This is a genomic window from Amycolatopsis sp. NBC_01480 (assembly GCF_036227205.1).
Lineage (GTDB): Bacteria > Actinomycetota > Actinomycetes > Mycobacteriales > Pseudonocardiaceae > Amycolatopsis.
The window spans coordinates 7,272,056-7,297,177 of the sequence record NZ_CP109442.1 but is presented as its reverse complement, the minus strand read 5'-3'; the positions used below and the strand labels follow the sequence as shown (position 1 = coordinate 7,297,177).

General features: G+C 70.9%; 20 protein-coding genes. 5 read left to right on the top strand and 15 right to left on the bottom strand.

Features of this window, described 5'->3' with window-relative positions:
• Positions 1-5 precede the first annotated feature (5 nt).
• The 12 genes from OG371_RS34725 to OG371_RS34670 form a co-directional block, all read right to left on the bottom strand.
• The gene (locus OG371_RS34725; protein WP_329059888.1) at positions 6-1,124 is read right to left on the bottom strand and encodes a tryptophan dimethylallyltransferase family protein; all 1,119 of its coding nucleotides are present in this window, start codon (positions 1,122-1,124) and stop codon (positions 6-8) included.
• Positions 1,125-1,403: 279 nt separating this feature from the next.
• Positions 1,404-4,523, bottom strand: a complete 3,120-nt coding sequence (locus OG371_RS34720) for a TIM-barrel domain-containing protein (RefSeq protein ID WP_329059887.1) — start codon at positions 4,521-4,523, stop codon at positions 1,404-1,406.
• A 202-nt stretch (positions 4,524-4,725) separates the two neighbouring features.
• Entirely contained in the window at positions 4,726-5,511 is a 786-nt protein-coding gene (locus tag OG371_RS34715; RefSeq protein ID WP_329059886.1) for a DeoR/GlpR family DNA-binding transcription regulator, read from the bottom strand.
• A 205-nt stretch (positions 5,512-5,716) separates the two neighbouring features.
• Positions 5,717-7,585 (bottom strand): DUF5107 domain-containing protein, encoded by a 1,869-nt coding sequence (locus OG371_RS34710; protein WP_329059885.1) that lies wholly within the window; start codon positions 7,583-7,585, stop codon positions 5,717-5,719.
• Positions 7,582-8,652: an ABC transporter ATP-binding protein gene (locus OG371_RS34705; RefSeq protein ID WP_329059884.1), complete on the bottom strand. Its 1,071-nt coding sequence runs from the start codon at positions 8,650-8,652 to the stop codon at positions 7,582-7,584. Before OG371_RS34705 ends, OG371_RS34710 begins: the two co-directional genes overlap by 4 nt.
• Before the next feature lie 6 nt (positions 8,653-8,658).
• Complete coding sequence (locus OG371_RS34700; protein ID WP_091616030.1) at positions 8,659-9,588, bottom strand: carbohydrate ABC transporter permease; 930 nt, start codon at positions 9,586-9,588, stop codon at positions 8,659-8,661.
• 10 nt (positions 9,589-9,598) lie between these two features.
• On the bottom strand, positions 9,599-10,549 hold the full coding sequence (locus tag OG371_RS34695) for a carbohydrate ABC transporter permease (protein WP_091616027.1): 951 nt from the start codon (positions 10,547-10,549) through the stop codon (positions 9,599-9,601).
• Entirely contained in the window at positions 10,549-11,931 is a 1,383-nt protein-coding gene (locus OG371_RS34690; RefSeq protein WP_442876196.1) for an ABC transporter substrate-binding protein, read from the bottom strand. Before OG371_RS34690 ends, OG371_RS34695 begins: the two co-directional genes overlap by 1 nt.
• A gap of 186 nt (positions 11,932-12,117) precedes the next feature.
• A complete protein-coding gene (locus OG371_RS34685) occupies positions 12,118-12,972 on the bottom strand; it encodes a class II fructose-bisphosphate aldolase (protein ID WP_329059882.1) in 855 nt (284 codons plus the stop codon).
• A 10-nt stretch (positions 12,973-12,982) separates the two neighbouring features.
• Positions 12,983-13,885 carry a 1-phosphofructokinase family hexose kinase gene (locus OG371_RS34680; protein WP_329059881.1) on the bottom strand — a complete coding sequence of 301 codons (903 nt, stop codon included), beginning with the start codon at positions 13,883-13,885 and terminating at the stop codon, positions 12,983-12,985.
• Positions 13,882-14,781 (bottom strand): ROK family protein, encoded by a 900-nt coding sequence (locus tag OG371_RS34675; protein ID WP_329059880.1) that lies wholly within the window; start codon positions 14,779-14,781, stop codon positions 13,882-13,884. Before OG371_RS34675 ends, OG371_RS34680 begins: the two co-directional genes overlap by 4 nt.
• 2 nt (positions 14,782-14,783) lie before the next feature.
• A complete protein-coding gene (locus OG371_RS34670) occupies positions 14,784-15,665 on the bottom strand; it encodes an SIS domain-containing protein (protein WP_329059879.1) in 882 nt (293 codons plus the stop codon).
• Between the two features lie 306 nt (positions 15,666-15,971).
• On the opposite strand from OG371_RS34670, the gene OG371_RS34665 reads away from it, so the two are divergent.
• Entirely contained in the window at positions 15,972-17,756 is a 1,785-nt protein-coding gene (locus OG371_RS34665; RefSeq protein WP_329059878.1) for an RICIN domain-containing protein, read from the top strand.
• On the opposite strand, the gene OG371_RS34660 is transcribed toward OG371_RS34665, so the two are convergent.
• Positions 17,740-18,630 (bottom strand): VC0807 family protein, encoded by an 891-nt coding sequence (locus OG371_RS34660; protein ID WP_329059877.1) that lies wholly within the window; start codon positions 18,628-18,630, stop codon positions 17,740-17,742. The genes OG371_RS34665 and OG371_RS34660 overlap by 17 nt on opposite strands.
• Before the next feature lie 99 nt (positions 18,631-18,729).
• Between OG371_RS34660 and OG371_RS34655 the strand changes: the two genes are divergently transcribed.
• On the top strand, positions 18,730-19,206 hold the full coding sequence (locus OG371_RS34655; RefSeq protein WP_329059876.1) for a MarR family winged helix-turn-helix transcriptional regulator: 477 nt from the start codon (positions 18,730-18,732) through the stop codon (positions 19,204-19,206).
• Positions 19,207-19,381: 175 nt separating this feature from the next.
• Positions 19,382-19,699 (top strand): hypothetical protein, encoded by a 318-nt coding sequence (locus OG371_RS34650; RefSeq protein WP_329059875.1) that lies wholly within the window; start codon positions 19,382-19,384, stop codon positions 19,697-19,699.
• 7 nt (positions 19,700-19,706) lie between these two features.
• Here the strand turns inward: OG371_RS34650 and OG371_RS34645 are convergent, their stop codons facing one another.
• Entirely contained in the window at positions 19,707-20,471 is a 765-nt protein-coding gene (locus tag OG371_RS34645; RefSeq protein ID WP_329073354.1) for a class I SAM-dependent methyltransferase, read from the bottom strand.
• A 109-nt stretch (positions 20,472-20,580) separates the two neighbouring features.
• On the opposite strand from OG371_RS34645, the gene OG371_RS34640 reads away from it, so the two are divergent.
• Entirely contained in the window at positions 20,581-21,186 is a 606-nt protein-coding gene (locus OG371_RS34640) for a TetR/AcrR family transcriptional regulator (RefSeq protein ID WP_329059874.1), read from the top strand.
• Between the two features lie 57 nt (positions 21,187-21,243).
• Here OG371_RS34640 and OG371_RS34635 read toward each other — a convergent pair whose 3' ends face one another.
• The gene (locus OG371_RS34635) at positions 21,244-24,477 is read right to left on the bottom strand and encodes a TIM-barrel domain-containing protein (protein WP_329059873.1); all 3,234 of its coding nucleotides are present in this window, start codon (positions 24,475-24,477) and stop codon (positions 21,244-21,246) included.
• Positions 24,478-24,710: 233 nt separating this feature from the next.
• On the opposite strand from OG371_RS34635, the gene OG371_RS34630 reads away from it, so the two are divergent.
• Positions 24,711-25,061, top strand: coding sequence for a VOC family protein (locus tag OG371_RS34630; protein WP_329059872.1), 351 nt, complete (start codon positions 24,711-24,713; stop codon positions 25,059-25,061).
• Positions 25,062-25,122: the final 61 nt, after the last annotated feature.

The following is a 25,122-nucleotide window of genomic DNA, read 5'->3' as shown; positions in this document are numbered from 1 at the left end:
TGAAGTCACGAAACGAGGCCGAGCACCGGTCGTTTCTGGGGCGGCATGACCCGATAAGCTTCGGAGGACAGGTACACGGTGATTCCGGAGCCGAATTCACCCATTCTCAGCGCGACGTGCGAGATCAGCCCGACACCCTCGCGCAGCGGCCGCCGCGACACCGCTGCCAGGGCTTTGTCCATTCTTGTCCGGTCGAACCCGTACTGCGCGAGAACGGCTTGAACGCGGGCGCGAGCCACTTCGTCATCGGGCACGTAGCTGCGAATGGGAAGATAGACGCTGTAATTGGCCGGGCGTTCCCCGGAGCCTTCCACGAACGAATAACTGGAGACCAGCGGCCGGCCGTCGAACGGGCCTTTCCGGCCGCCCAGCACGGCGAGGAATTCGCTGATCAGCAGCGGGTCGGTGCCGGGCACCAGCTCCGCCGCGCGTTCGGCGTCGGCCGAGTCCGCGGCCTCGTGCGACACGTACACCTTCACCCGCGAGAGCGGGTCGTCGTCGAGGTCGAGCGCGAAGAACGAGAAGTTGTCCCGCTCCCCGCGGCGCAGCGCGTGCTCGATCATCGGGTCGAACGCTCCCGCGATGTTCAACCGGCGCAGCCCCTCGCTGACCAGGGAATCGGCCATCGTCGGGCCACTGATCTGCGGGTTGAGGTACACCTTGATCTTCGGTTCGCGGCCCGGCCGGAAGATCAGCGAGTACCACATCGTGAACGGGCCCTGCCGCTCCTCGTGCGGCAGGAACAGCCCGGCGACGGCGTCGAGCCGGTCCGTGGCCAGGCCGTACTCGCCGGCCACCCGGTCGAGGAACTCCCTCGGGGACCCCGCCCCGACCGTCTCCCCGAGAACCCGCACCACGCATTCACCCGTGGCGTCGAATGCCACCGAGAACTCAATGGGAGATGTGTCATCCGCCACATTGCACGGGAAAGGCGATCCCGCGGAAATGCTCTTATCCCCGTGCGAGCCCAGTAAGCCCCGGAGAAGATCCAAGTGACGGCCCCGGGCATCATCGAAACCGACTATCCGGCAAAGCCGGTCGAGTTGTCCGCTGACGTGGGTGAACATCGACAAATCAGCCATCGACACACTCACTCCGACCATGGCGCAGTATTCACCGTTCATTCGTGCGTTCGGCCCAACGGTGCCCCCCTTTGGCGGGCGGACAAGTGGACCGTCGAACACGATAGCCGGACAAATGCTGCAACGCTAGCTCTGACGAGTGATCCGGACTACTCGAGCAGTACCTGAATGGGCCCGTGGTTCGGAGAGTTCACCTGAACATCGTCTCGACACAGCGGGACACTCCTGATAGCGACGACTCTACGTCCCGCTGTCCTGACAAGGAAGCAGCGGTGCCCTCCACACGTGTGGAGGGCACCGCTGCTTCTCAGGGACGGTGAATCAGCCGACAGCCGCCGCGAACACGTGCATCGCGGAGTTCGTCGGCAGGGTGAACGCGGTGACCTCCTTGCCGGGCGTCAGCGGGACCGTCGCGGCGAAGACGCGGTACGGCACCGTCGGGTAGGCCGGGCCGGTCGGGGTGTTCTTACCCAGCACGCTCGCCACGATGGTCGCGCTGCCGGCGTCGGCGCAGCACCAGTTCGGGAAGGACACGTCGGCCTGCCCGGTGCTGCCGTCGGCGTAGTGGACGACCACCGTGCCCTTCGCGGTGCCCGTGCCGGTCCCGGCCAGCACCAGCTTGCTCCCGCTGCCCGTGGCGGCGATCGTCTGGCCGGCCGCGACCACGTTGTCCGGCTTGCCGGTGCCCGCGTCCGGCCAGGTGAGCGCCACGCCGGCCGCGGTGAACTTCGCCCCGGGGCTCAGGCCGGCCTGCGCCAGCCCCTCGGCGCGGAAGCTGCCCCCGCCGCCGTCCAGGTCGCCGGCGGCCAGATGCGCGGCGTCGGTGACGCCGACGTTCCCTGAAGCCTCAACCACTGAGGCGTGCGGCACCGTCACCGTCGCGGAATCCGTTGCCTGATGCGGAATCAGCCGTGCGCGGTAGCCCGCCGACGCGGTGAGCTGGTAGTCGTCCGGTTTCAGCCCGGCCGACGGCGTCAGCGTCACCGGCACCGTGACCGTCTGACCTGGCCACACCAGCCCGCCGGGCACCCGTCCGACGTCGGCCCGCAGCCCGGCCGGAGCCTGCACCGAAAGCGAGACGTCACTGACCGGCAGCGGGGTGCCGTTGGTGAAGCTCACCGACGCCGGCGCGGGCGTGCCCGGGGCGACGAACCCGGGCGCGGTCAGCGCGACCACCCCGTTCTGGTCCGCGGGGAAGACCCCGCCGACCGCGCTCGTCCCGAACAGCCGCACGTCTTGCCGGTCACCGGCCGCGATCGGCGCGGTCTTCACCCGCACCACCGAACCGTCGTAGAACCAGCCGGTGGTCGCCTTGTCCAGCTCGGCGCGGCTGCCGTACTGGCGCAGCAACCCGTTCCCGGCCTGGACGAGGGCCGGCTTTGATCCCGTGTGGACGGTCAGCTGGTACTTGCGCGAGGCCGGCTTCCCGTCGTACGAGCCGGTGCTCGCCCCGATCCCGACGGTCACCGTGCCCGGGCCCGACTTCGGCGCGTCCACGGTGAACCGCTGGGTGGCCTGCGCCCCCTGCTGGTTCGCCCGCGTGACCCCGTCGTCCTCGGTCAGGGTGAACCCGCCCTGGCTCTGCGGGTAGACGTCAAGATCCAGTTCGGACTTGTCCCGTGTCTGCCACGAAGTCGTGCCCTCGGGCCACATCGGCACGACGGCACCGCCCCGGACGAACAACGGCAGTTTGTTCAGTGGCGCGTCGTAATTGTCCACAGTGGTCGGACCGGTGTAAGTCTTCCCACTCCAGTAGTCAACCCAGGTGCCCTTCGGCAGGTAGATCCCGTTGCGCACGTTCGAGTTCTCGTACACCGGCGCGACCAGGAAGTCGGTGCCGGACAGGAACTCGTACTTCGCCTTGTCCGTCCACACGTTCGGGTCGTTCGGATACTCCAGCGCGAGCGGGCGCACCTGGCCGACGCCGGTCTTGCTGGCCTGCACCGAATAGCTGTAGGTGTAGGGCAGCAGCCGCTCCTTGAGCAGCAGGTACTGGCGGTTGATCGAGGTGTACGGCTCGCCCTGCCGCCAAGGCTGCTTGTCCGACGAGGCCCAGCCGTCCATGGTCATCGCGACCGGCAGGAAGGTCTTCCACTGCAGGTCGCGGACGTAGGTCTGCGGGCTGCCGCCGAAGATGCCGTCGATGTCGCCGGTGCTGTAGGCGATGCCGGACGTCGTCGCGCCCGCGTACGTCGGGATCTGCCACTTGATGTAGTCGTAGGACCCGGACTGGTCGCCGCTCCACAGCACACCGCAGCGCTGTGCCCCGGCCCAGCTGACCGGCTGCCAGACGAAGCCGCGCGCGTCGCTGTTGGCCTCGATGCCCTGGTGCGCGGTGTCGCACGCGTCCAGCGCGAACTGGTAACCGGGGCCGACCCAGGCGACGTCGAGCTTGCGCACCCGCACGCCCGCCTTGACCTCGTCGCCCTGGTTCGGCAGGCCGTTCTCGGTCCACAGGCCCAGCTGCATGTTGTCCTTGCGCAGGCCTTCACCGGTCTGCGGCAGGTTCTCGTACCCGCAGCCGTAGCCGTCGTTGACGAGCATCCAGCCGTTCGGCATGCCGTGCTGGGCATAGCCGTCGGCGACCTTCAGCGCGTCGAGCGTGTGCCGCTCGCCGCGGTTGGCGTTGTGCAGGTAGCAGTCGGAGTCACCGGTCTCGAGGCCGTAAATCGGTGGCACGAAAGGCTTCCCGACGAGGTCGGTGTAGCCGGAGATGACGTCCTTGAGGCTATCCCCCACCACGTACGTGGCGTCGAAGCGGCGCTCCTCCTGCGTGGTCTCCACCGGGTCGGTGAACGAGTACGAGCCCGGCGAGAAGGTGTTGCGCAGCACGCCGTAACCCGCGGTGGAGGCGTAGAACGGCTGGGAGTTCGGGGCGCCGCCGTCGTTCCAGTTGTCGTCGGCGAAGATCTTGATGGTCTGGTCGCGGTGGCTGAACCGGCCGTTCTGCTCCCCGCCGCCGACGAACTGCTCGGTCGCGCCGCGCACGAGCGTCTGCGTGGTCGTGGTCCCGGTCCACGAAAGCGGCGCCGCCTCTTCCCAGCGGCGCTGGGTGTCCGTGCCGTCGTAGAGGGCGAAACGCAGCGGGCTCTTGTAGGCGCGCAAGGTCGCCTTCGGCGTGGAAATGGCCCAGTAGGCCCCTTTGTCGACCTCGCGCGGCGTGACGCCGGGCCCGCGCGGCAGGACGATCTTGCTGCCCGCCGGATCGGCGAAGGTGCCGTCCGGGGCCAGCCAGACGCGGACCGCCGCCGCGTCCGGGAAGCTCACGCGCACGGCGGCGGCCCCCGAATTCAGCGTGACCACCGGCCCGTCCGCGGAGATCCCGGTGAGGGCGCCCAGTTGCCCGGACGGCGGGGACGGGTCGGCGGACGCGGCCGCCGGCGCCAGCCCCAGCACGGCGACTGCAACCAGCACACCTAGCTTCTGCGCAACTCTGCTCATTATCGGCACCTTTCACGCATGAACGCGCATGATGTGCTCTGTATAGCCGACGGCACCGCGCTTGTCAGCGTCCGTACCGGTTAATCCCTACTTCCGTCGCATCGCCGCGCACACGGCAAAAACCGTCAAGGCCTCCTTACCCGCGTGGCACGCGGGTAAGGAGGCCTTGACGGACTTCAGGCGAGCTGGGTTCCGGCCGGCGTCAGACCGCGCGGACCTCGACGCCGGCGGCCTCAAAAGCCTTGAGCGCGGCCGGATCCGCGTCGACGTCGGTGACCAGCAGGTCGACCTCGCCGACCTGGCAGATCCGGGCGAACGCGCGGCGGCCGAGCTTCGAGCCGTCGGCCACCGCCACCACCCGCTCGGCGCGCTCGACCATCAGCCGGTTGATGCTCGCTTCGCCTTCGTGGTGGGCGAAAGCGCCCGCCTCCGGGTCGAACGCGTCGACGCCGAGGAACAGCAGGTCGATGGTCAGCTCGCTGAGCACCCGCGTGGCGAGTGGCCCGCTCAGCTCGAACGACTGCGGGCGCGCGACCCCGCCGGTCACCACGATCTTGACGTTCGGCCGCACCGCCAGCTCGTGCGCGATGTTCAACGCGTTCGTCACCACGGTCAGACCCGAAGCGTCACCGCGCCCGGACAGGTCCGAGCGGATCGCCAACGCGCGTGCGACGCCCGCGGTGGTGGTGCCGCCGTTGAGGCCCACCGCCATCCCACGTTCGGCGAGCGCCGCCGCGGCCGCGCTGATCCGCTGTTTCTCCGGCACGTGCCGGGCGGTCTTGTAGCGCAACGGCAGGTCGTACGCGAGGTCGTTCGCCACCGCGCCGCCGCGGGTGCGGGTGAGCAGCTGCTGCTCGGCCAGGTGGTCCAGATCGCGCCGGATCGTGGCGGCCGAGACGTCCAGCTCCTCGGCCACGTCCTCGACGTCGATCTTCTCCCGCTGGCCGAGCATGTCCAGCAGGGTGCTCAACCGTTCGTGCCGGGCCATCGGCGGTACTCCCTAGCTGCTCGCGGGACCGGTGCCACGCCCACTTCGCTCAAGTGGATGCGCTCAACACCCCTGATTCGAGCATTATGCTGCATCCAGCCACACCTCGCGCACGCGACATGCCCGAGCGACGCTCCGCCCAGTGCAGCGGATGACGCCTTCACCTCGCTCAGTGAGGGGAAAGCGTCATCCGCTGCACCGCGGCTCATGAGGGTGTCATACGGAAGTCGTACGCGGCGGGTAGCGGGGTGGCGGCGAGGGCGGCCCAGGTGTCCGAAAGGGACGTCTCGCCTTCACGGATGTTGGGCACCTCGAAGCCCGCCTCGAAGATCGCCCGAGCGCCCGCCGTGTCACCCAAGGCCAGGCGGGTGCGCGCGGTGAGGAGGAGCAAGCGTCCGGAAAGCTCGCCCTGCCACGCTTCCAGCAACGCCGCGGCGCGCTCCGGCAGGTCCGCGTCCAACTGGGCGGTGATCGCCTCGACGGCCAGCGGCAGCAGGCCCGGTGCCAGCCGCAACGCGCGTTCGGACAACTCCGCAGCTTCAGGCCGGTCCGCCGACGCCACGGCCAGATTCCGCAGGGCCCACGGGTTTTCCGCCGCCGCCAATGAGGATTGCCAGGCCGACCGGGCGCCGTCGTGGTCGCCAGCCGCCCAGCGGGCCACGCCGCGGTGGTACCAGGTCAGCCAGTTCTCCGGTGTGTGCTCCAGCAGATCCGCCCAGGCCGCGCCGACGAGCGTCGGCGGGGGTACTTCCGAAGGCGAGCCGGACGGCGGCAGGCCGTCCAGCAAGGCGCGCCACGGTTCCTGTTCCGGGCCCATCGCGGCCGCCGGGAACGGCGTGCCCGGCAGGACCGCCATCGTGCGGTGCACCTCGAGCGCGCCCCACCCGGAACCCTGGTGCAGCAAGGACTCCGGTGGCAGATCGGCCACCTTCAGCCACTCTTGGTACTGCTCGTCGAGCATCGGCGTGGAGGCCTGGACCGAGCCGGTGGCCGCGGCCCAATCAGACCCGTGCACCACGGCGGGGTCGGCCGACACCGGGCCGTACGCCTCCAGCCAGTCCCACGACTCCCCGGCATCGAGGCGCAGGTGCTCCAGCTGCGTCCGCGCGAGCCCGGCCTGGATCTCCAGGTATCCCGGCGTGCCCGGCGCCAGCCAGTCCTGCCAGCGCCGCCCGCCCGCGGATTCGCCCCAGACGAACAGCTTCCGTCCGCGCAGCCGCCGGGTCGAGGCCTGGAGGAGCCCGTCCCCGCGCCCGTCGACCGCGGCGATCCAGCGCGGGGTTTCGTCCGTCAGCTCGAAGAAGTAGTCCGCCGCTGCCTCCGCGCGGGCCGGGTAGGTCAGCTCGCCAGGCACCGCGACGCGGTCGAGCCGCCCGCCGTAGCCGTAATGCCAGGCCTCGGTCGCGGGGGCGAGCACCCGCGTTTCCGGCTCTCGCGTCACGGCGATGTTCGACCACCAGTACACCGGCACCGCGTGCGCGTGCGGATTGCGCACGCGCACGCCGACCAGCAGGAAGTCCGAGCCCTCGGGCAGCGAGAAGTCCAGCTGGTAGGGCAGGTCCCGGGTGCGCTCCCACTCCCACAGCCGCAGCACCGGCGTGCCGTCCGGGCCCTCGACCCGGGCGGCGAACATCGGCGCGCAGGTCTGCGCGGTGTGCCCGGTGCTGCCCGGGTTCCACTCGACTCCCCCGGCGAACCACGCGTCGCGCAGCGCCAGGTTCGCGGGCTGGAACACCGGGTTCCGGTAGAGCAGATCACGACCGGAACTCTTGTGCCACAAGGAATACAGCCGTCCGCCGAGCGAAGGCAGCACGGTCGCGCGCAGCCGGTCGTTCTCCAGCACCAGCGCGGGCAGCTCGGTCTCCGTGCGCGAGCGGGTGTAGCCGTCCTGGAGCCGGTACGGCAGCACCGTGTCGAGCTGTCCGTAACCGAGCCCCTCGGCCAGGTCCGGCGGCAGCTCGGCGAGGTTCGCCACCTGCTGCACCGGCGCGGGTTTCACCAGCGGCGGCAACGGGTTCTCCGGGCCCAGCGCCGCCGCGGGCAGGACCAGCGTGGTCACGCTCAGGCTGGTCATGCGTCGGGCAGCCGGTCGCCGGTGGCCTCGTCGAACAGGTGCACCGCACCCGGCTTCGGCGTCAGGCCGATCTTCTCCCCGCGTTGCCACGGCGCCATCCCGGGCGTGCGGACGGTCAGCACGCCGGCGGTCTCGCTGCGGCAGTACAGGTACTGGTCGCTGCCCAGCTCCTCGACCACCTCGACCACGGCGGCCAGCCCGTCCGCACCGGTCTCCCAGCCCTCCGGCCGGATGCCGACGACGATCCCGGGCCCGGTCAGCGCCGAGCGCTGCGCCGGGGTCAGCGGCAGCCGGGTGCCGCCGACCAGCGCGCCCTCGCCGTCCACCGTGGTGGTGAGCAGGTTCATCGCGGGCGAGCCGATGAACCCGGCGACGAACACGTTGACCGGCCGCGAAAACAGCCCGACCGGCGTGTCGCACTGCTGCAGCAAGCCGTCCTTGAGCACCGCCACCCGGTCACCCATGGTCATCGCCTCGACCTGGTCGTGGGTGACGTACAGCGTGGTGATGCCGAGGCGCCCCTGCAGCGAGGCGATCTGCGTGCGCGTCTGCACCCGCAGCTTCGCGTCCAGATTGGACAGTGGCTCGTCCATCAGGAACACACTCGGCTCGCGGACGATGGCGCGGCCCATCGCCACCCGCTGGCGCTGCCCGCCGGACAGCTTCGCCGGCTTGCGGTCCAGGTACTCGGTGAGGTCGAGCAACTCGGCCGCCTCACGCACGCGGCGGTCCCGCTCGGCCTTCGCCATCTTGGCGATCTTCAGGTGGAAGCCGATGTTGTCGCCCACGCTCATGTGCGGGTAGAGCGCGTAGTTCTGGAACACCATCGCGATGTCCCGATCCTTCGGCGGCAGGTCGGTGACGTCGCGCTCGCCGATGTGGATCGAGCCGTCGTCGACGCCTTCGAGCCCGGCCAGCATCCGCAGGGTGGTCGACTTGCCGCAGCCCGACGGCCCGACCAGCACGAGGAACTCGCCGTCGGCGATCTCCAGGTCGAGGCCGTCGACGGCGGGCCGCTCGACCCCCGCGTAATAGCGCGTGGTGTCGGTGAAGCTCACGGTGGCCATGGGGTCCTACTTTCCGGCGCCGAGGGTGAGTCCGGTGATGATCCGGCGGGCGAGCACGAGGTAGAGCACGAGCATGGGCAGCACCACGATGGCGACGCCGGCGATCAGGCCGCCGTACTCCGACTGGTAGCTGGCCGCGCCGTAGAAGGTGAACAGCGCGCGGGAAAGCGTGAAGTGCGCCTGGTCCTTGAGGAACACGATCGCGAGCAGCGTCTCGTTCCACAGCCCGATCGCGTTCAGCGTCAGCGCGGTGATCAGCCCGCCGCGCGCCAGCGGCAGCATCACCGAGAAGAACGTGCGCAGCGGGGACGCGCCGTCGATCGCCGCGGCCTCCTCCAGCTCGTCCGGCAGCGAGCGGAAGAACCCGGTCAGCAGGAACACGGTGAACGGGATGGACAGCGCCACGTAGACCAGGAAGAGGCCGTACTCGTTGTCCAGGTGGATTTTGCTCATCACCACGAACAGCGGGATGATCACGGTCTGGAACGGCACGCCCATGCCGATCGCGACCACGTTGGTCAGCGGGCCGGAGCCGCGGACGCCGAGCCGGGTCAGCGCGTACGCCGCCGGCGCGGACACCGCGACCGTGACCACGGTGGCCAGCCCGACCAGCACCACGGTGGTCACCACGGCGTTGCCGAACCCGGCGTTGTTCCAGGCGTAGACGAAGTTCCGGAACGGCTTGCCGAGGTGGAACCACTGGTACGGCAGGGCGAACGGCTTGGTGAAGATCTCCACCGGCGTCTTGAACGAGGCCGACAGCAGCCAGTACAGCACCAGCACGTTGCCGGCGGTGAACAGCCAGACGATCGCCGAGCCGAGCAGCCGCAGCGGGCTCAGGCGCCGGGAGCCGGGCGCGGGTTTGGGCCGGCGCGGCGGCTTGCGCGCCGGCTTCGCCGCCCGGGCGGCGGGCGCGGGCGCGTCCGTGACGGACATGGTCTCCCCCTCAGAACTGGATGGCGTCACGGCGCATCAACCGGCGCAGCAGGACCACGAGCACCGACACCAGCGCGATCATCGCGACCGCGCAGGCACAGGCGGCGCCGAAGTCCGGGGTGCCGTTGGAGCCGAAGGTCCGGTCGAACACGTAGATGCCGAGCGTCCACGCCTGGTTCGGCGGCGCGTAGGTGCCCGGCCCGGCCAGCACGAAGACCAGCTCGAAGATCTTCAGCGCGTTGATCGTCCACAGCACCCCGGCGACCCCGACCACGTCCCAGGTCATCGGCAGCGTGATGTTGCGGAACTTCTGCCAGGGCGAGGCCCCGGCCAGGTCCGAGTCCTCGTACAGGTACGGCGGGATCCGGTCGACCGCGGCCATCAGGATGGTGATGTAGAAGCCCGAGCTGGCCCAGATCAGCGAAGCGGTCACCACCCCGGTCACGTTCGCCGGGGCGAGGAACTTCGCCGCGTCCGCGCCGACGTGCTCGAGCACGTAGTTCGCCAGGCCCTGCTTGCCCGGCTGGTACTTGAACACGAAGCCGAGGAACATGCCCAGCGCCACCGGCGCGACGATGTTCGGGAAGAACAGGATCGCCCGGATCACCTTGCCGCCGCGCATGTCCCGCAGCACCATGGTGAACAGGAACGCGATGGCGAACGTGCCGATGCCGCCGAGGAACACGTACACCAGCGTGTTGCGGAAGGCGTACTGGAACGAGTCGCTCTGCCACATCTGCACGTAGTTGGTCACGCCGTCGGGCTCGGGGGTGTCGCCGGCCCCGGCCCAGTGGGTGAAGCTCAGCACCACCGTGGCGATCGTCGGCAGCACCAGGAAAGCCAGGTACAGCACCAGAGCCGGGACCGCGAACGGCCAGAACAGCCGGCGCTTGCGGCCGAGGTGCGCCCCGCGGGTGGCGCGGGCGGCCGGGGCCCGCACCACCCGAGTCGCGGCCGTCATCAGCCCTGGGTCTTCCAGAACGCGGCGCTCTTGGCCGAAAGCTGCGCGACGAACTGCTGCGGGTTCAGCTGGCCCTTGAGCAGCGCCAGGTCCGCCGGGTCGAACACGTCGGTCTGCCACTTGCCGCCGGCGATGCCGTCGATCCCGTCGTACTGCAGCACGTGCTCCTTCTTCGGGTCGTCCATCGCGGACTTGACCTGCTTGAGGTCGTCCGGCACGGCGAGGTCGGCGCGGGGCACCAGGTTGTCCGCCACCGCCGGGATGCCGGACAGGATGTCCTTGTTCAGGAAGTAGGCGATGAACGCCTTGGCGGCCTCGGCGTTCTTGGCCTTCTTCGGCACCGCGAAGCCGATCGACATCTGCTCGACGGTGTCGTGCGTGGCGCCCGGCGGCATCGGGAACTGGAAGGAGCCGTACGCGATCTTCGTGCCGGCGCCCTCCTTGTCCAGGTACTCGCGGGTCTCGCTCGGCGCCCAGGTGCCGACGTAGAGGAACCGCGAGTCGCCGTCCGCCCAGCGCTGCTGCACCTGCGGGAACTTCGCCGCGTCCCAGCCGTCGATGAAGTACTTCGGGAGCTTCGCGGTCTCGGTGGCCGCCTTGAGGAAACCGGGGTCGGACGTCCAGGCCGCGCCGGTCGGGTCGGTGGCCGCCTTGTACAGCCCGCCGGAGCCGACGTAGCGCTCGGCGAGCTGGGTGAAGAAGTACATGTTGTAGAACGGGATGTCCCCGTCCAGGCTGATCGCCGCCTTGCCGTCGGCCTTCGCCTTGTCGAACAGGGCGGTCAGCTCGTCCATCGTCTTCGGCTGGGCCACGGCGCCGGCGGTGTCCTTGTTGAACCACCAGGCGCTCGACTGGACGGTGTACGGGACCATGAAGTTGTGGCCCTCGTGGTCCTTGTTCTGCGGGAAGTCGTACGAGCTGGGCGAAAGCACGTCCTTCACCGTCTTGTCGCCCTCACCGACCTTCATCCCGTAGACGTCGTCGAGGCTCTGCGTGCCGCCCGGGGTCATGATCGCCGCGCCGACCTTGCTCACGTCCTGGTCGAACAGGTCCGGCACGGTGTCGGTGTTCAGCGCGGGCACCAGGTTCTGCGTGTAGGCCTTGCGGCCCAGCCACTGGACGTCGACGTGCACGCCCGTCTTGTCCTGGAAACACTTGAACGCCTTCTGCAGCACCTTGCCCTGCGGCTCGTCGGCGGTCCACATCGACCAGTAGGTGACCGTCTTGCCCGTGGCGGGCTTGACGCCGGGCTCCGGGCACGGCGCGTTGAGGTACTGGTCGACGCCGGGCAGCGCGTTCTCGCCCGTGCCGCCCGCGTCGGCGGCCCCGCCGCCGCAGCCGGCGAGCAGCAGCGCGGCCCCGGCGGTGAGGGCCACCGCCAGCTTCGTCCGTGAGGTCCCGGCGGACCGCAACCCGGGCCCCTCGGAACGCTTGCCTCGTGCTCCTCGCATCGCCACCACAGCCACCACCTGATCTAGGAAATAACGCCGGTTTCTGCGCATTAGCGCGCAGTTTTCTGCGACTTCACGCATCTGTCAACAAGTTCAGTCGGTAAATCTGCACAATCGTCACCTGGCGGCTTCCGCGTGTCCCAGCATGAGCACACCGAGCAACCGCCGCACCTCGACCGCCACCGCGGCCCGCCCCGCGCCGAGGTACCGGCGGGGGTCCACGCGGTCGGGGTGCTCGCGCCAGTCGTCCGCCGCGGCCGCGGTGAACACCTTGTTGAGCTGGGTGGCGATATTGATCTTCGTCATCCCCGCGGCCACCGCGCCGGCCAGGCCCGCGTCGGGCACGCCCGAAGAACCGTGCAGCACCAACGGCACCGGCACGGCCGCGTGCAGCGCGGCGATCAGCTCGAAGTCGAGCGCGGCGTCGCGCGTCAGCATCGCGTGGGAGCTGCCGACCGCCACGGCCAGCGCGTCCACGCCGGTGTTCGCGACGAACTCCGCGGCCTCGCCCGGGTCGGTGCGGGCGCCGGGCGCGTGCACGCCGTCCTTCCCGCCGACCTCCCCCAGCTCGGCCTCGACCCAGACGCCGTGGTCGTGGCAGTACTTCGCCACCTCGCGCGTCGCCCGGACGTTGGCCTCGTAGTCCAATGTGGACCCGTCGAACATCACCGAGCCGAAGCCGAGGTCCACGGCCTCGCGCACCAGCTCGCGCGATTCGGCGTGGTCCAGGTGCACGGCCACCGGCACGCCCGCTGCCCGCGCCTCGGCGAGCGCGGCGCCGCCGATCGGGGCGAGCGCGCCGTGGTAGCGCACCGCGTTCTGGCTCAGCTGCACGATCACCGGCGCGTCGGCGGCCTCGGCCCCGTCCACGATCGCGGTCAGGTGCTCCAGCTGGATGGCGTTGAACGCCCCGCAGCCCCGGCGCCGCGCCACCGCGCCGCCGACGATGTCCCCGGTGGACACCAATGGCATGTGGCCCTCCTCAGCTCGCCCGGGCGCGCACGGCGACCCGGGGGTGTTCTCGGTGGTAGTGCGGGAGGTCGACGTCGCCGGCCAGCGGCCCGAGCACGGCCGCGCCGGACAGCGCGACGGCCCGGCGCAGCAGCTGCGGCCACGGCTCGTGGCGGCAGATCCCGAGCGCGATCCCGGCGACGGCCGCGTCACCGGCCCCGGTGGCGTTCCCGCTCAGCTCCGCGGGCGGCGCCGCGTGCCAGGTGCCGGCCGCGGTGACGGCGAGCAGGCCGTCCCGGCCGAGCGACACGACCACCGCGCCCGCGCCCGCCTTCCGCAGTTCGGCCGCGGCCGTCTCGACGTCGCGGATTCCGGTGACCTCGAACAGTTCCCGGGCGTTCGGCTTGACCACGGCCGGCCGTCCGGCCAGCCCGGCCAGCAACGCGTCGCCGGAGGTGTCGAGCACCGTCGGGACACCGAACGCGGCGAGCTGGGCGTACCCGTCCGGCGGCGCGCCGGGCGGCAGGCTGCCGGAGCAGACCAGTACTTCCGGCCGGTGCCGGGCGGCCGCGGCGGCCAGCGCCGCCCACTCCCCCGCCGTGATCACCGGGCCCGGCTCGTTGAACAGCGTGACCGCGTGGTCGTCCGCCGAGAGCACGGTCGTGGTCCGGCGAGTCTCCCCCGCGATCGGGACCAGCTCGGCGGGCACGCCCGAAGCCGCCAGCTCCTGCGCGACGGAACTGCCGGCGGCGCCGCCGGCCAGCGCGACCGCCCGGGTGTCGGCGCCCAGCGCGTACAGCACGCGGGCGACGTTGATCCCCTTGCCGCCGGCGCGCTGCCGCACGGCCGAGACCCGGTGCACCTGGTCCGGCACCAGACTGTCCACTGTGTACGTCACGTCGAGCGCGGTGTTGGGGGTGACGGTGAGGATCACGGCGCCACCGCCGGTTCCAGCAGCTCGGCCGCGAGCAGGCCCGCGCCCAGGCAGCCGGCCTCGTCACCCAGCTCCGCCCGGCGCAGCACCGGCCGCCGCTGGAAAATGAGCGATTCGGCCAGCCTCTGGTCGACGCGCTCAAGCAGGCCGCCCGCTTCGAACAGCCCGCCGCCGAGCACCACCACTTCCGGGGCGATCAGCGTGACCAGCAGCCGGAGCCCGGCGGCCAGCGCCGTCACGGCTTCCTCGACGACCTCGTGTGCCACGTCGTCGTCCGCCTCGAGCACTTCGCGCGCACCGGCGACGGCCCGGCCCGAGCGTTCCGTGTAATGGCGGGCGATCGCGCCCGCGGACGCGACCGCCTCCAGGCAGCCGGTGGCGCCGCACCCGCAGCGGTGGCTGTGGCCGACGTCGACGTGGCCCAGCTCCCCCGCATGGCCGGCCGCGCGGTGCGGACGGCCGCCGAGCAGCAGCGCCGCCGCGATCCCGGTGCCGACCGGGACGAACGCGGCGTCGGCGAACCCGCGGGCGGCCCCGAAGCGGTGCTCGGCCAGCCCGCCCGTCGTGACGTCGTGCCCGAAGGCGACCGGCATCGGCAGGCGTTCGGCCAGCAGGTCCCGCACCGGCGCGTCCCGCCAGCCGAGGTTCGCCGCGAACCGCGCGATCCCCGCGGCCTCGTCGACCACCCCGGGCACCACCACCCCGGCCGCGGCGATCGGCCCGGCCTGTTCCAGCTGCGCGATCAGGGTTCCGACCTGGTCCGCGACGGCTTTCGCGGGATCCGCGCCCCGGGCGGTGGGACGCCGCAGCTCGGCCCGCTTCGTCCAGCGGCCCGGCTCGTACACCGCGGCCTTGACCGTGGTGCCGCCGACGTCGACCGCCGCGAGGAGCGTCATGCTCAGCTCAGCACGACGGAGCGCGTGAGGCTCCGCGGGTTGTCCGGGTCCAGTCCCTTGCGCTCCGCGATCGCCCCGGCCACGCGCTGGGCGCGCACCAGGTCGGCCATCGGATCCAGCCCGGTTTCGACGAACACGCCCCCGGCCCGGCGGACGTCCTCGGCCAGCCCGTCCGGCGCGGCGCCGAACATCCAGGTGACGCGGCCGGGCTCGCTGATGCTGATCGGCCCGTGCCGGTAGTCCCAGGCCGGGTACGACTCCGTCCACAGGAGACAGGCCTCGCGGAACTTCAGCGCCGCCTCGTTGGCCAGGCCCACCGACCAGCCGGTGCCGAGGAAGCTGAACTGCCCCGCCTCGACCAGCTCGGCCGGCAGCGGCTCGGCCAGCACCCGCTCGGCCTGCGCGATCACCGGGGCGAGGTCCTCGCCGAGGTGCGCGCGGAGCATGGCCAGCGCCGAGGTGGCGAACCGGGTCTGGACGACCGAGCGTTCGTCCACAGAGGACAGGTCGACCACGGTGCCCGCGGCGCCGGCGATCTCGGCCGGGACCCCGGTGATGGCCGTGGTGGGCGTGGTTTCGCGCAGCCGGGCCAGCAGGGTGTGCACCTCGGTGGTGGTGCCCGACCGGGTCAGCGCCACGACCTGGTCGTAGGCCCGCCCGAGTGGGAACTCCGAGGCGGCGAACGCGTCGGTCTCCCCGAGCCCGGCCGTCTCGCGCAACACGGCGTACGCCTGCGCGATGAACCACGAGGTCCCGCAGCCGACCACCGCGACCCGGGCGCCCGGCGCCGGCAGCAGCCGCGCGTTGGCCGCGGCCAGGTTCGCCGCGTCCCGCCAGCACTCCGGCTGGCTCGCGATCTCCGCCGCCATGAAAGTCCCGCTCATCGACTCCCCATCCGTGCCAGGTGTGAGCAACAGCTGTCACCGTAGATGCAGGTTTGTGCATCGTCAATGCTCTCTTTTTGCATCTTCGAGCAGTCGTGGCGCAGCCAAGTGCGCAGAACCGTGCAGATGACCGGGGTATAGGGCGTTAAACGACTGGCGTCCGTTGACAGTGAAATACCCCGGAGGGCATCATCACTGCACACCAAATGTGATCGATCTTGTTTGTTCTGGCTGGTTTTCCGACATCAATGCTCATCCAAGTCCCCGCAGCCGCCTCGGCCGGCGTCCGGAAGGAATGAGGAGCCCATGCCCGTCTCGTATCCCAGGTCCCGTGGAACCGGCCGGAGAGCCGCCGTCGCGCTCACCGGGGTGGCGTTGTGCGTCGGCGGGCTGGTCCCGGCTTCGGCGTCGGCGGCACCGTCCGGCGGCTACACCGTGACGGTGAACGGCACCGGCACCTACGCCTACCCGACCGACACCCCGGCGAGCGGTTATATCGACAAGGACGGCACCTACTACTTCCAGCAGTCCGCCGCCGACTACGGCGCGGACGCCCCGCGGGAGTGGGAGTTCTACTCCGGCCAGGACTTCGACTCCGCGACGAAGTCGAGCGAGCTGAGCAACGCGGTGAACCCCGCCGAGCCGCGCGACAAGAACAACGACACGACCTGGCGGTGCAACACCAGCCCCACCGGCCGCGAGGCCACCGACCCGCCGGCCGGCTCCGGCTACTCGCAGAAGAACTTCTGCGACCTGTCCGGCGTGTGGGTCGACCCGGACACCGGCGACTGGTACGGCTTGGTGCACAACGAGTTCACCCCGCAGCCCTTCGGCGACGGCCTGCACTACGACGCCATCGACTACGCGGTTTCGACCGACGGCGGGCACACCTGGGCCATCAAGGCACACGTGATCACAACGCCGTACAGCTCCAAACGCGGCGACACCGCCACCTTCCCGCAGCAGACGTACTACTACGGCGACGGCGACCAGCGGCTGCTGGTGGACACCGCCTCGGGCTACTTCTACCTGTACTACGGCTCGCGCGTGGTGGACAAGAACGGCGGCTGGAAGGCGTTCTACGAGCACGTCGCCCGGGCGCCGATCGCCGGCAAGATGGCGTCAGGCAGCTGGCAGAAGTGGTACGACGGCAAGTGGTCCGAGCCCGGCGTCGGCGGGCGCGAGAGCAACATGGTGCCGGTCGACGGCGCGAGCAGCACCGGCTACACGCCCGCGTCGAAGGAGTACAACCCGGCGAACACCGGGACCACCACCGAGCAGGTCGCGGCGGGCAAGACCCCGCCGACGTCACCGCTGTTCGTCATGGACGTCGCCTACAACGCGTACCTCGGGCTGTACATCGGCGAACCGCAGGCGGTCGACCAGAGCGGCAAGGCGCCGCAGCAGTTCTACGTGACCGACAACCTGGCCACGCAGAAGTGGCGGCTGGCCGGCGACACCGGCACCCACACCGACGCGTCGTGGTACCGCTGGTTCCTCGACGGGGCCAGCAAAACCAGCTCGTCGATCGTCGGGAAGAACTTCCGGTCCTACTGCGCGTTCGGCTGCCCGGGCGACGCCTCCGGCACGTACTTCGACCTGACCGTCGAGGGCCCCCACCCCGCCGCGCCGCTGTTCGACCAGTCCAGGGCGTACCGCATCGCCAGCGGTGACGGCCGGGTCCTCGCCCAGGTCCCGGGCCGCTCCGCCACCACTTCGCAGTTCACCCGGGCGGGCGCCACGGCGTGGTCCTTCAAGGCCAACGGCGACGGCTCGTACCGGATCGTGAACCGCGCGAGCGGCGGGCTGCTCGGCGTCGGCACCTCGTCCCCGGCAACGCGGGCGTGGGGTACCGCGCCGACGGTCACCCCGGCCGGATCCGGCGGCCCGAGCGTCGGCCAGCAGTGGTTCGTCCTGCGCTCCGGGAACGGCTTCCGGCTGGTCAACCGCTACAGCGGACTAGTGCTGGGCCTCTCCGGCCGCGCCGCGGAGACCACCCCGGCCCGGTACTGGACCGACCGGACGGGCAGCCCGGTCGGCGGCGGGCGCACCGCGTCCCAGCAGACGCTGGTGATCACCGCGGTTTCGTAGGCGCGGGAACTGGAGGCTCCGGGCTGGCAGGCGCATTCGCCAGCTCGGCCTCCAGGATCCGCTCGGCGCGGGGCACCGCGAGGCCGCGGCCCGCCGCGAACCACACGACGATCAGGACCACCAGCGGAAGCTGCGAGGTGAGCGACGATTCGACGACCGCTCCCGCCGGCTGGCTGTAGATGATCACCACCCGCACCACGGCGTCGATGATCAGCACGCTGCCCAGCCCGGCCGTCATGGCCCGGTAGAGCGCGCGGAACCTCTGCGAGTTCGCCCAGGCCCGTTCGAACGCCGCCTCGCGCGCGGGTTGTCCTTTCGCCGCAACGGGTTTGAGCGCAGTGCGCATCAACGGACGCTCGGCCCACGCGGACGCCAGGATCACCAGCCCGCCGACGGTCAGGTACAGCGAAACCCGCGCCAGGACGAACCGCGCGTCGCCGCTGATCGAGGTGAGCACCACGCCCGCCAGCACCTCGGCCAGCACGACCAGAGCGAACACGTCGACCCGGCCCTCGGCGCGGTCCCGGCGACGCCCGAGCAGGACGTCGGCGAGCACGATCACCCCCAGCACGATCGCGCCCGCCACCATGCTCGCCACGTCGCCGAGGCCCGCCGCGTGACAGCCGAGGATCGCCGCCGTGGGCACCAGCCCCGCGAGCAGCGCGAGCCGCCAGCGGAACCGGCCGGACCCGGCCTGGCCGCCGATGGCCTTGCCCCCCACCAGAGTTCCGCCGATGGACAGCAGCACCGCGGCGGACAACCCGGTCGGCGCGAGGGCGACCAGCACCACCGTCGGCAGCAGCAGGTCGACCGCGGCGTTCATGATCATCAAGCCCACCCACGCCGCTTTGCGGCCCGCGCTCACCTCAGGCATCAGGCACCTCCACCACGGTCGCCATCGCGCTCCCCCAATCCCTGCATTCGTCATTATTTCGTCTACTAAGAGAGTGCAAGGGTAAGGTAGCATCGGCCCATGACGCAAGCCGACCCCTCCGACCAGGCAGCGAACGCCCAGTTGCTGGGCCGCGAGTTCGCCACGGCGATCGTCGTGTTCCACGAGGCCGTCGGCCGGCTGCTGGGGCTGAGCGCGGTCGAGCGCAAGTGCCTGGACCTGTTGCAGCGCCTCGGCCCGGTGACGGCCGGCGCGGTCGGCGAGCACACCGGGCTCACCACCGGCGCGGTCACGCGAATGCTCGACCGGCTGGCCAAGGCCGGTTACGTGCGGCGCGCCCCCGATCCGCACGACCGCCGCAAGGTCGTGGTGCACCTGCTGCCGAACGAGCGGATGAACGCGCTGATGGCCACCGCGTTCGGCCCGTTCATCGAGGATCTGGGCACGATCATGACGCGCTACAACGAAACCGAGACCCGCGCGATCCTCGACTGGGCGAGCCGGACCACCGGCGCGCTCATCGCCAGCACCCGGCGGATCTCCGGCATCGACCCCTGACGCACTCCCCCGGGTCCGTCAAGGACTCCTTACCCGCGTGGGACGCAGGCAAGGAGTCCTTGACGGACTAAAGGGAGCGGTCGCGCCCACCGGCTTTCATGATCGGGACCGGTCCCCGGCACCCCGCCTTACCGTCCGGACTGAAGCACATCCGTCCGAGACGAAAGGCAAACCCATGATCAAGACCCGCACGCTCGCCACCCCGCTCGCCGGTCTCGCCGTGGCCGCATTGGCCGGCCTGGGTCTGGCCGGAACCGCGTCGGCCGCGACCAACGCCGCCGCACCGTCCTGCATCGAGGTCGCTTCGCAGGGCGGCTCGGTCGGCACCACGCTGTTCGTCACGGTCGCGAACAACTGCTCGCGCGAGTACCGGGTCACCGTGGTGATCAACCGCGCCCCGGACAGCAGCTGCTTCAGCATCGCCCCCGGCGACCGCCAGGGCCTGAAGTTCGTCGGCGCCGAGCCGACCGTCGCGTCCGTCGACCTCTGCTGACCCCGTTTCAGGCGGTGCCGCTCCGCACCGCGGTGGCGGCCAACGTCGTGTACGGCATGGTGAAGCCGCCGCCAAGTTCGTCGAGGGCGGCGCCGACCTCGTGCAGCACCTCGGCCAGCTGGTCGGGCGGGAGGCGGGTGAGGACGCCGGTGGTGGGCAGGTGATCGAGCCACTCGTCGCGGGTGTAGGTCTGCTGCCAGTCGAACCGCCACTGCTCCGGTTCGCCGAAGCCGCCGGCCTCGCGGATTCCTTCGGCGGCGCGGGCGAACATCGCCTGGTAGGTCTCCAGCGGCGTCCGGGACGGCGCGGAGTTCAACGGCGAGTCCGGCACCAGCCGCCGGAAGACCTCAGAAAAAGCCGACTGGACCTCGGGCGGGGCGGCGAACACGTGGCCGAACACCGCGAGCCGGCCGCCGGGGCGCAGGATCCGCGCCGCCTTCGCCGCGCCCGCGACCGGGTTTACCCAGTGCCAGGCCTGCCCGGCGACCACCGCGTCGAACTCCCGCCCGGCCGGCTCCCACGCTTCGAACGTCGCCAGCTCGACCTCGACCCCGGTCCCCCGCGCGAATTCCGCCATCCGCGCATCCGGGTCGACGCCCAGCACCACACAACCCGCCGCCTGGAACTGGCGGGCATCGATGCCGGTGCCGCAGCCGACGTCGAGCACGGCACGGCCGGGGCTGCCGCCGACGATCCGCTGCACCAGCGCGTCCGGATAACGGGGCCGCGCCCGGTCGTACCGCGCGGGATCCACGCCGAACGACTCGGCCATGGCCCGGTGCTCATGGGACTGGACGGGCGGCGAGGACGGCTCCGGTAGAGTGGGCATGCGCCCACCATAGTGGGCACGCGCCCACTCAAACAAGGCGGAGGCCAGACCAGTGCCGACCGGGATCCACATCCGCGACGCTCGCCAGCAGCTTTTCGTTGCCGCGGAACGGGTTCTGCTGCGTGACGGGCCGGGCGCGCTGACCAGCCGGGCGGTGACGGCCGAGGCCGGCGTCGCCAAGGGGGTCCTGCACCGGCACTTCCCCGACTTCGACGCCTTCCTCGCCGAACTCGTGCGCGATCGCGTCGCCCGGGTCGGCGACCAGGCCGCGCTCCTGCGCGCGGCGGCCGGGATCGGCAGCGTCGCCGGCAATGTCACCAGCGCGTTGACCGAGCTGTTCGACCCGCTCGTGCTGGCCATCGTCAGCCTCGTCGTCTTCCGCGACGAGCTGCGCGCCCGGCTGCGCGAAACCGGCCCGGCCCACGGCATCCCGGTCCTGACCGAGGCGAGCGCCATGCTCGCCGCGTACCTCACCGGCGAGCGCGAGCTGGGCCGCATCGCCGCCGACGCCGACGCCGAGTCACTGGCCCTCTCGCTGATCGGCGCCGGGCACCTGTTGTACGCCGGCGGAGACCGGCTCGACAGCGCCGAGCCGGAAGACGTCGGCAAGGTGGTGAACGCAGTCCTCGCCGACGTCCTCCAACGAACAGGCTCGTGAGTGTTGAGGACGGTTCTAACCGTCCTCAACACTCACGAGTCCTTCTGCAGCGCGGCGTTAGTAGGTCACCGTCACCGGCGCATGGACGTCACGCCGAGGCAGCTCCACCGTCAGCTTGTGCCCCGCGGCATCCCAGTGCCACGCCGTCGACGGCAGCTTCCGCCCGTCCGCGGTCACCTGCGCCGGTGCCGTGGCGCCCAGGATCGAGACCGTCCACACGCGACTCCTGGGCTGTCCCGCGAACGATCCCCTGGCCCCGTCGATCCGGACGCTGTGCCCGCTCGCGTGGACCGCCGTGGTCGAGTTCTGCTTCGCGTTCGTGCCGTTGTCCTCGTACAGCGAGAACGAGCCGGGCGCGCCGGCCGCCACGGTCAGGGTGACGCGGTCGAGCGGGTTCTGGACGTCGTTGGCGACGTGGTTGGTCCGCGTCGCCACGATCCCGCCCGCGCGGACGAACACCGGCATCGAGCCGAGGTCGGTGGTCACGTTCTGCGTGGTGCCGCCGGCGTAGGCCTGCCCGGTGAAGTAATTCGTCCACTGCCCGGGCGGGAACCAGACCGAGGTGGTCGCGGTCGAGCCCGGCGTGGTCACCGGCGCGACCAGCATGTCCGAGCCGTACATGTACTCGCTGCCCGCGGTGGCGTACGCGTTCTCCTCCTCCGGGTACTGGAGATAGGTCGGGCGGACCACCGGAACGCCGGTCGTGGCGGCCTGCTGCGCCTGCGTGTAGGTGTACGGCACCAGGTCTTCGCGCAGCGTCAGGAACTTCTCCGCGGACGCCTTCGCCTCGGCCCCGTACTGCCAGGGCAGCCGGTCGCTGTGGTTGCTGTGCAGGCGGTCCACCGGCTGGAACGTGCCGAGCTGCACCCAGCGCGCGTACATGTCGTCGGGCAGTTTGGCGGTCTGGTGCGTCTGCCCGCCGCTGACGTAGGTCTCCGACCCCGTCAGGCCGGTGGTGTCGTTGTGGCCGCCGATGTCGTGGCTGATCGCGGACATCCCGGTGGCCACCGCCTCACCCGGCGTGTAGCCGACCTCGGCTTTCAGCGTGCCCCAGGTCGAGGAGGTGTCCCCGGTGAAGTGGATGGTGGAGCGTTTGTCCGCCCACGGCCCGGTGGGCAGGGCGCCCGGGCTGCCGTAGCCGCCGGCCTGCAGCGAGCCGTACGCCCGGGAGATGACGAACCCGCGGCCGACGGTCTTGTCGGCGTCGGTGGCGTACTGCTGGTTGATCCACGCGTCCGGGGTCACGCCGTCCAAAGAGGACTGCGAGTTGTCACAGCACCAGTCCAGCCACCAGAAGTCGTTGCCCTGGGTCTCCATCTCCTGGTGCAGGTCCAGGTACGCCTTGAGCTGGTCCGGGTCGCCCCAGTCGAAGGTGTAGCAGTCGCCTCCACAGCTGGCCAGCTTGCCCTTCGCGGTGGCCTGCGCCTGCGCGAACTTCGGGTCGGAGCTCTTGATGCTGGGGTGGATGTTCAGCGTGTTGTGCAGCCCCTGCGACGCCGACCAGTCGAAGAAACCCTTGGGGTCGGGGAACTTCGTCCGGTCCATCGACCAGCCGTCCCAGGTGTCGGGCGCCTTGAAGTCGGTGTCGGTGACCAGCACGTCGAGCGGCACGTTCTCGGAGCGGAAGCGCGGCAGGATGGTGTCGCGGTAGTCCGCGGCAGTGCGGTCGAAGTACTCGGAGTACCAGACGCCGTACGCCCAGCGCGGCAGCAGCTCCGGCGGGCCGGTGAGGGTGGCCAGGTCGCCGAGGCCCTGCTGGTAGTCGTGCCCGTAGCCGAACAGGTAACCGTCCTGATAGGACTGTCCGCCGTGCCCGGGGCGCGGGGTGACCTGGCGGGTGGCCGGGTCGTACAGCGCGGAGGTGGTGTCGTCCAGCAGGTACCAGCCGTCACGGTTCAGCAGGCCCGGCGTGGTGTCCGGGGCGCCGTTGTCGCCGTTGAACCCGTCGAGCCCACGGCGGTAGCCGCCGAGCGCCAGGTGCGGCGCCGGGGTGGGCGCGCCGGCCGCCGTCACGGCCACAGTGTCGAGGTTGACGTGGCAGGACACGGCGTCCGGGCAGCCGAACACGAGGGCGTTCGCGCCGGCCTTGAGCGGGACGTTGACCGAAGCGGTGCCCCAGGTGTCCCAGTCCTTCGTGACGGGCAGGGTCAGCTGCCGCGCCGCGCCGCCGGCCGAGACGGTCGCGGTCCGGTCCTGGTGGAGGCCGTCGCCGCCGACACCGTTGGCGTAGCGGACTTGCACCGCGTACGTGCCGTCCACGGGCACGTTCACCACCGGCTCGGTCAGGCCCGCGCCCTGGTTCAGCTCGGCGAGGAAACCGTTGCCGGAGTAGCCCTGGTGGTTGGTCGCCCGGATGGCCGACCCGGCCGGGCGCCCCACCTCGGCCTCACAGGTTGTCCCGAAAGGACAGTCGACGACCGCGCGCGTGGCGGCGGACGGGTACGGCGAGTCCGGGGCCACCAGCGCGACGCTGTCGACGTTCACGTTGCCGGAGTCGGCGGCCGTGCGGGTCAGCGTGATCGTGTGACGGCCCGCGCCCAGCGACAGCTTCGGACCGGCGAGCGCCCAGGTGTCCCAGGTGTCGGTGGGCGGCAGGCTCACCGTCTGGTTCGCCCCGCCGTCGACCGACAGCGAGAGCGTGCGCGTGATGTGCTGGCCGTCCCCGGCGACGGCGTTCGCGTACCGCAGGTCGAACTGGTACGAGCCCGCGGTAGCGACGTCGACGTCCGCCGAGACCCGGCTCCCCTGGCCCTGGAACCCGGCCAGGAATCCGCTGCCGCCGTAGCCGGAGTGGTCGTTCGCGGTGCTCACCCCGCCGTACGCCAGGTCCTCCGCCTCGCACAGCGCGCCGGCCGCGCAGATCAGGTGCTGCCACGGCGCGGCGGTCACCGGCTGGGTGCCGGCTTTCAGCTGCACGCTGAGGTTCTTCGCGGAGAACGGCCCGGAGCCCTTCTCGTAAGTCAGTGTCATCGCGCTGGTGGTGACGGTGAGCAGGTCACCGGAAACGCGCGCGCTGTAAGGCGTCGGCCGGAAAGCGGTGCGGCCGATGGCGTTGAACGTCGCCTGGTCGGTGAACTTGCCGTCGCCGGCGTACTCGGTCCGGATCAGCGTCGGCGAGAGGACGACGAACCGCGCGTCCCCGGCCAGCACGGTCGCCGCCGCGAGCTGCGCCGCGGCCGGGTCAGCCAGGGCAGCGGCCGGCGCAGCGGTCGCGGCGACCCCCACCGCGGCGAGGACCGCGACCTTTCTTCGAGCGGACCGGACCAGCCGGCGCACGGTGCGCGTTTTCACCGTCGACTCCATCCCTGGGGCAGCACCGCCCCACGTTTTTACAACGTTGGAAATCTGCGCACCAGGATCGCAGCGGATGACAGCCACTGTCCAGCGCCGCCGGTGAAGCTGTCCGCAGTCTGTCCGCAGCCTTTTCCACGGTCCGGCAAACGATCAGGAATCGAGAAGCACCTTCCCCGAAGCCCGCCTAGCGTTGGCGACCACAGACCGAACCACGAATTCAGGAGCCACTCATGAACGCCACTCCCGGCATCAAGACCGTGCTGCACCCCGTTTCCGACCTGGAGAAGGCCAAGGCCGTGTACACCGTGCTGCTGGGTGTCGAGCCGAGCGCCGACTCCCCGTACTACGTCGGGTTCGAGGCCGGCGGCCAGCACATCGGGCTCGTGCCCAAGGGCGGGCCGCAGGCGATGACCTCGCCGGTGGCCTACTGGGAGGTGGCCGACATCGAGGCGAAGCTGGCCGAGCTGACCGCCGCGGGCGCCACCGTGCAGGACGCCGCGCGCGAGGTCGGCCCCGGCCGCCGCGTGGCCACCGTGACCGACCTCGACGGCAACGTGCTCGGGCTGCTCCAGGACAGCTGAGCACCCCCGCCCGGCCGGGGGAAACCTGGCCGGGCGCAGCGCTCGGACCTGGTTAGATCCC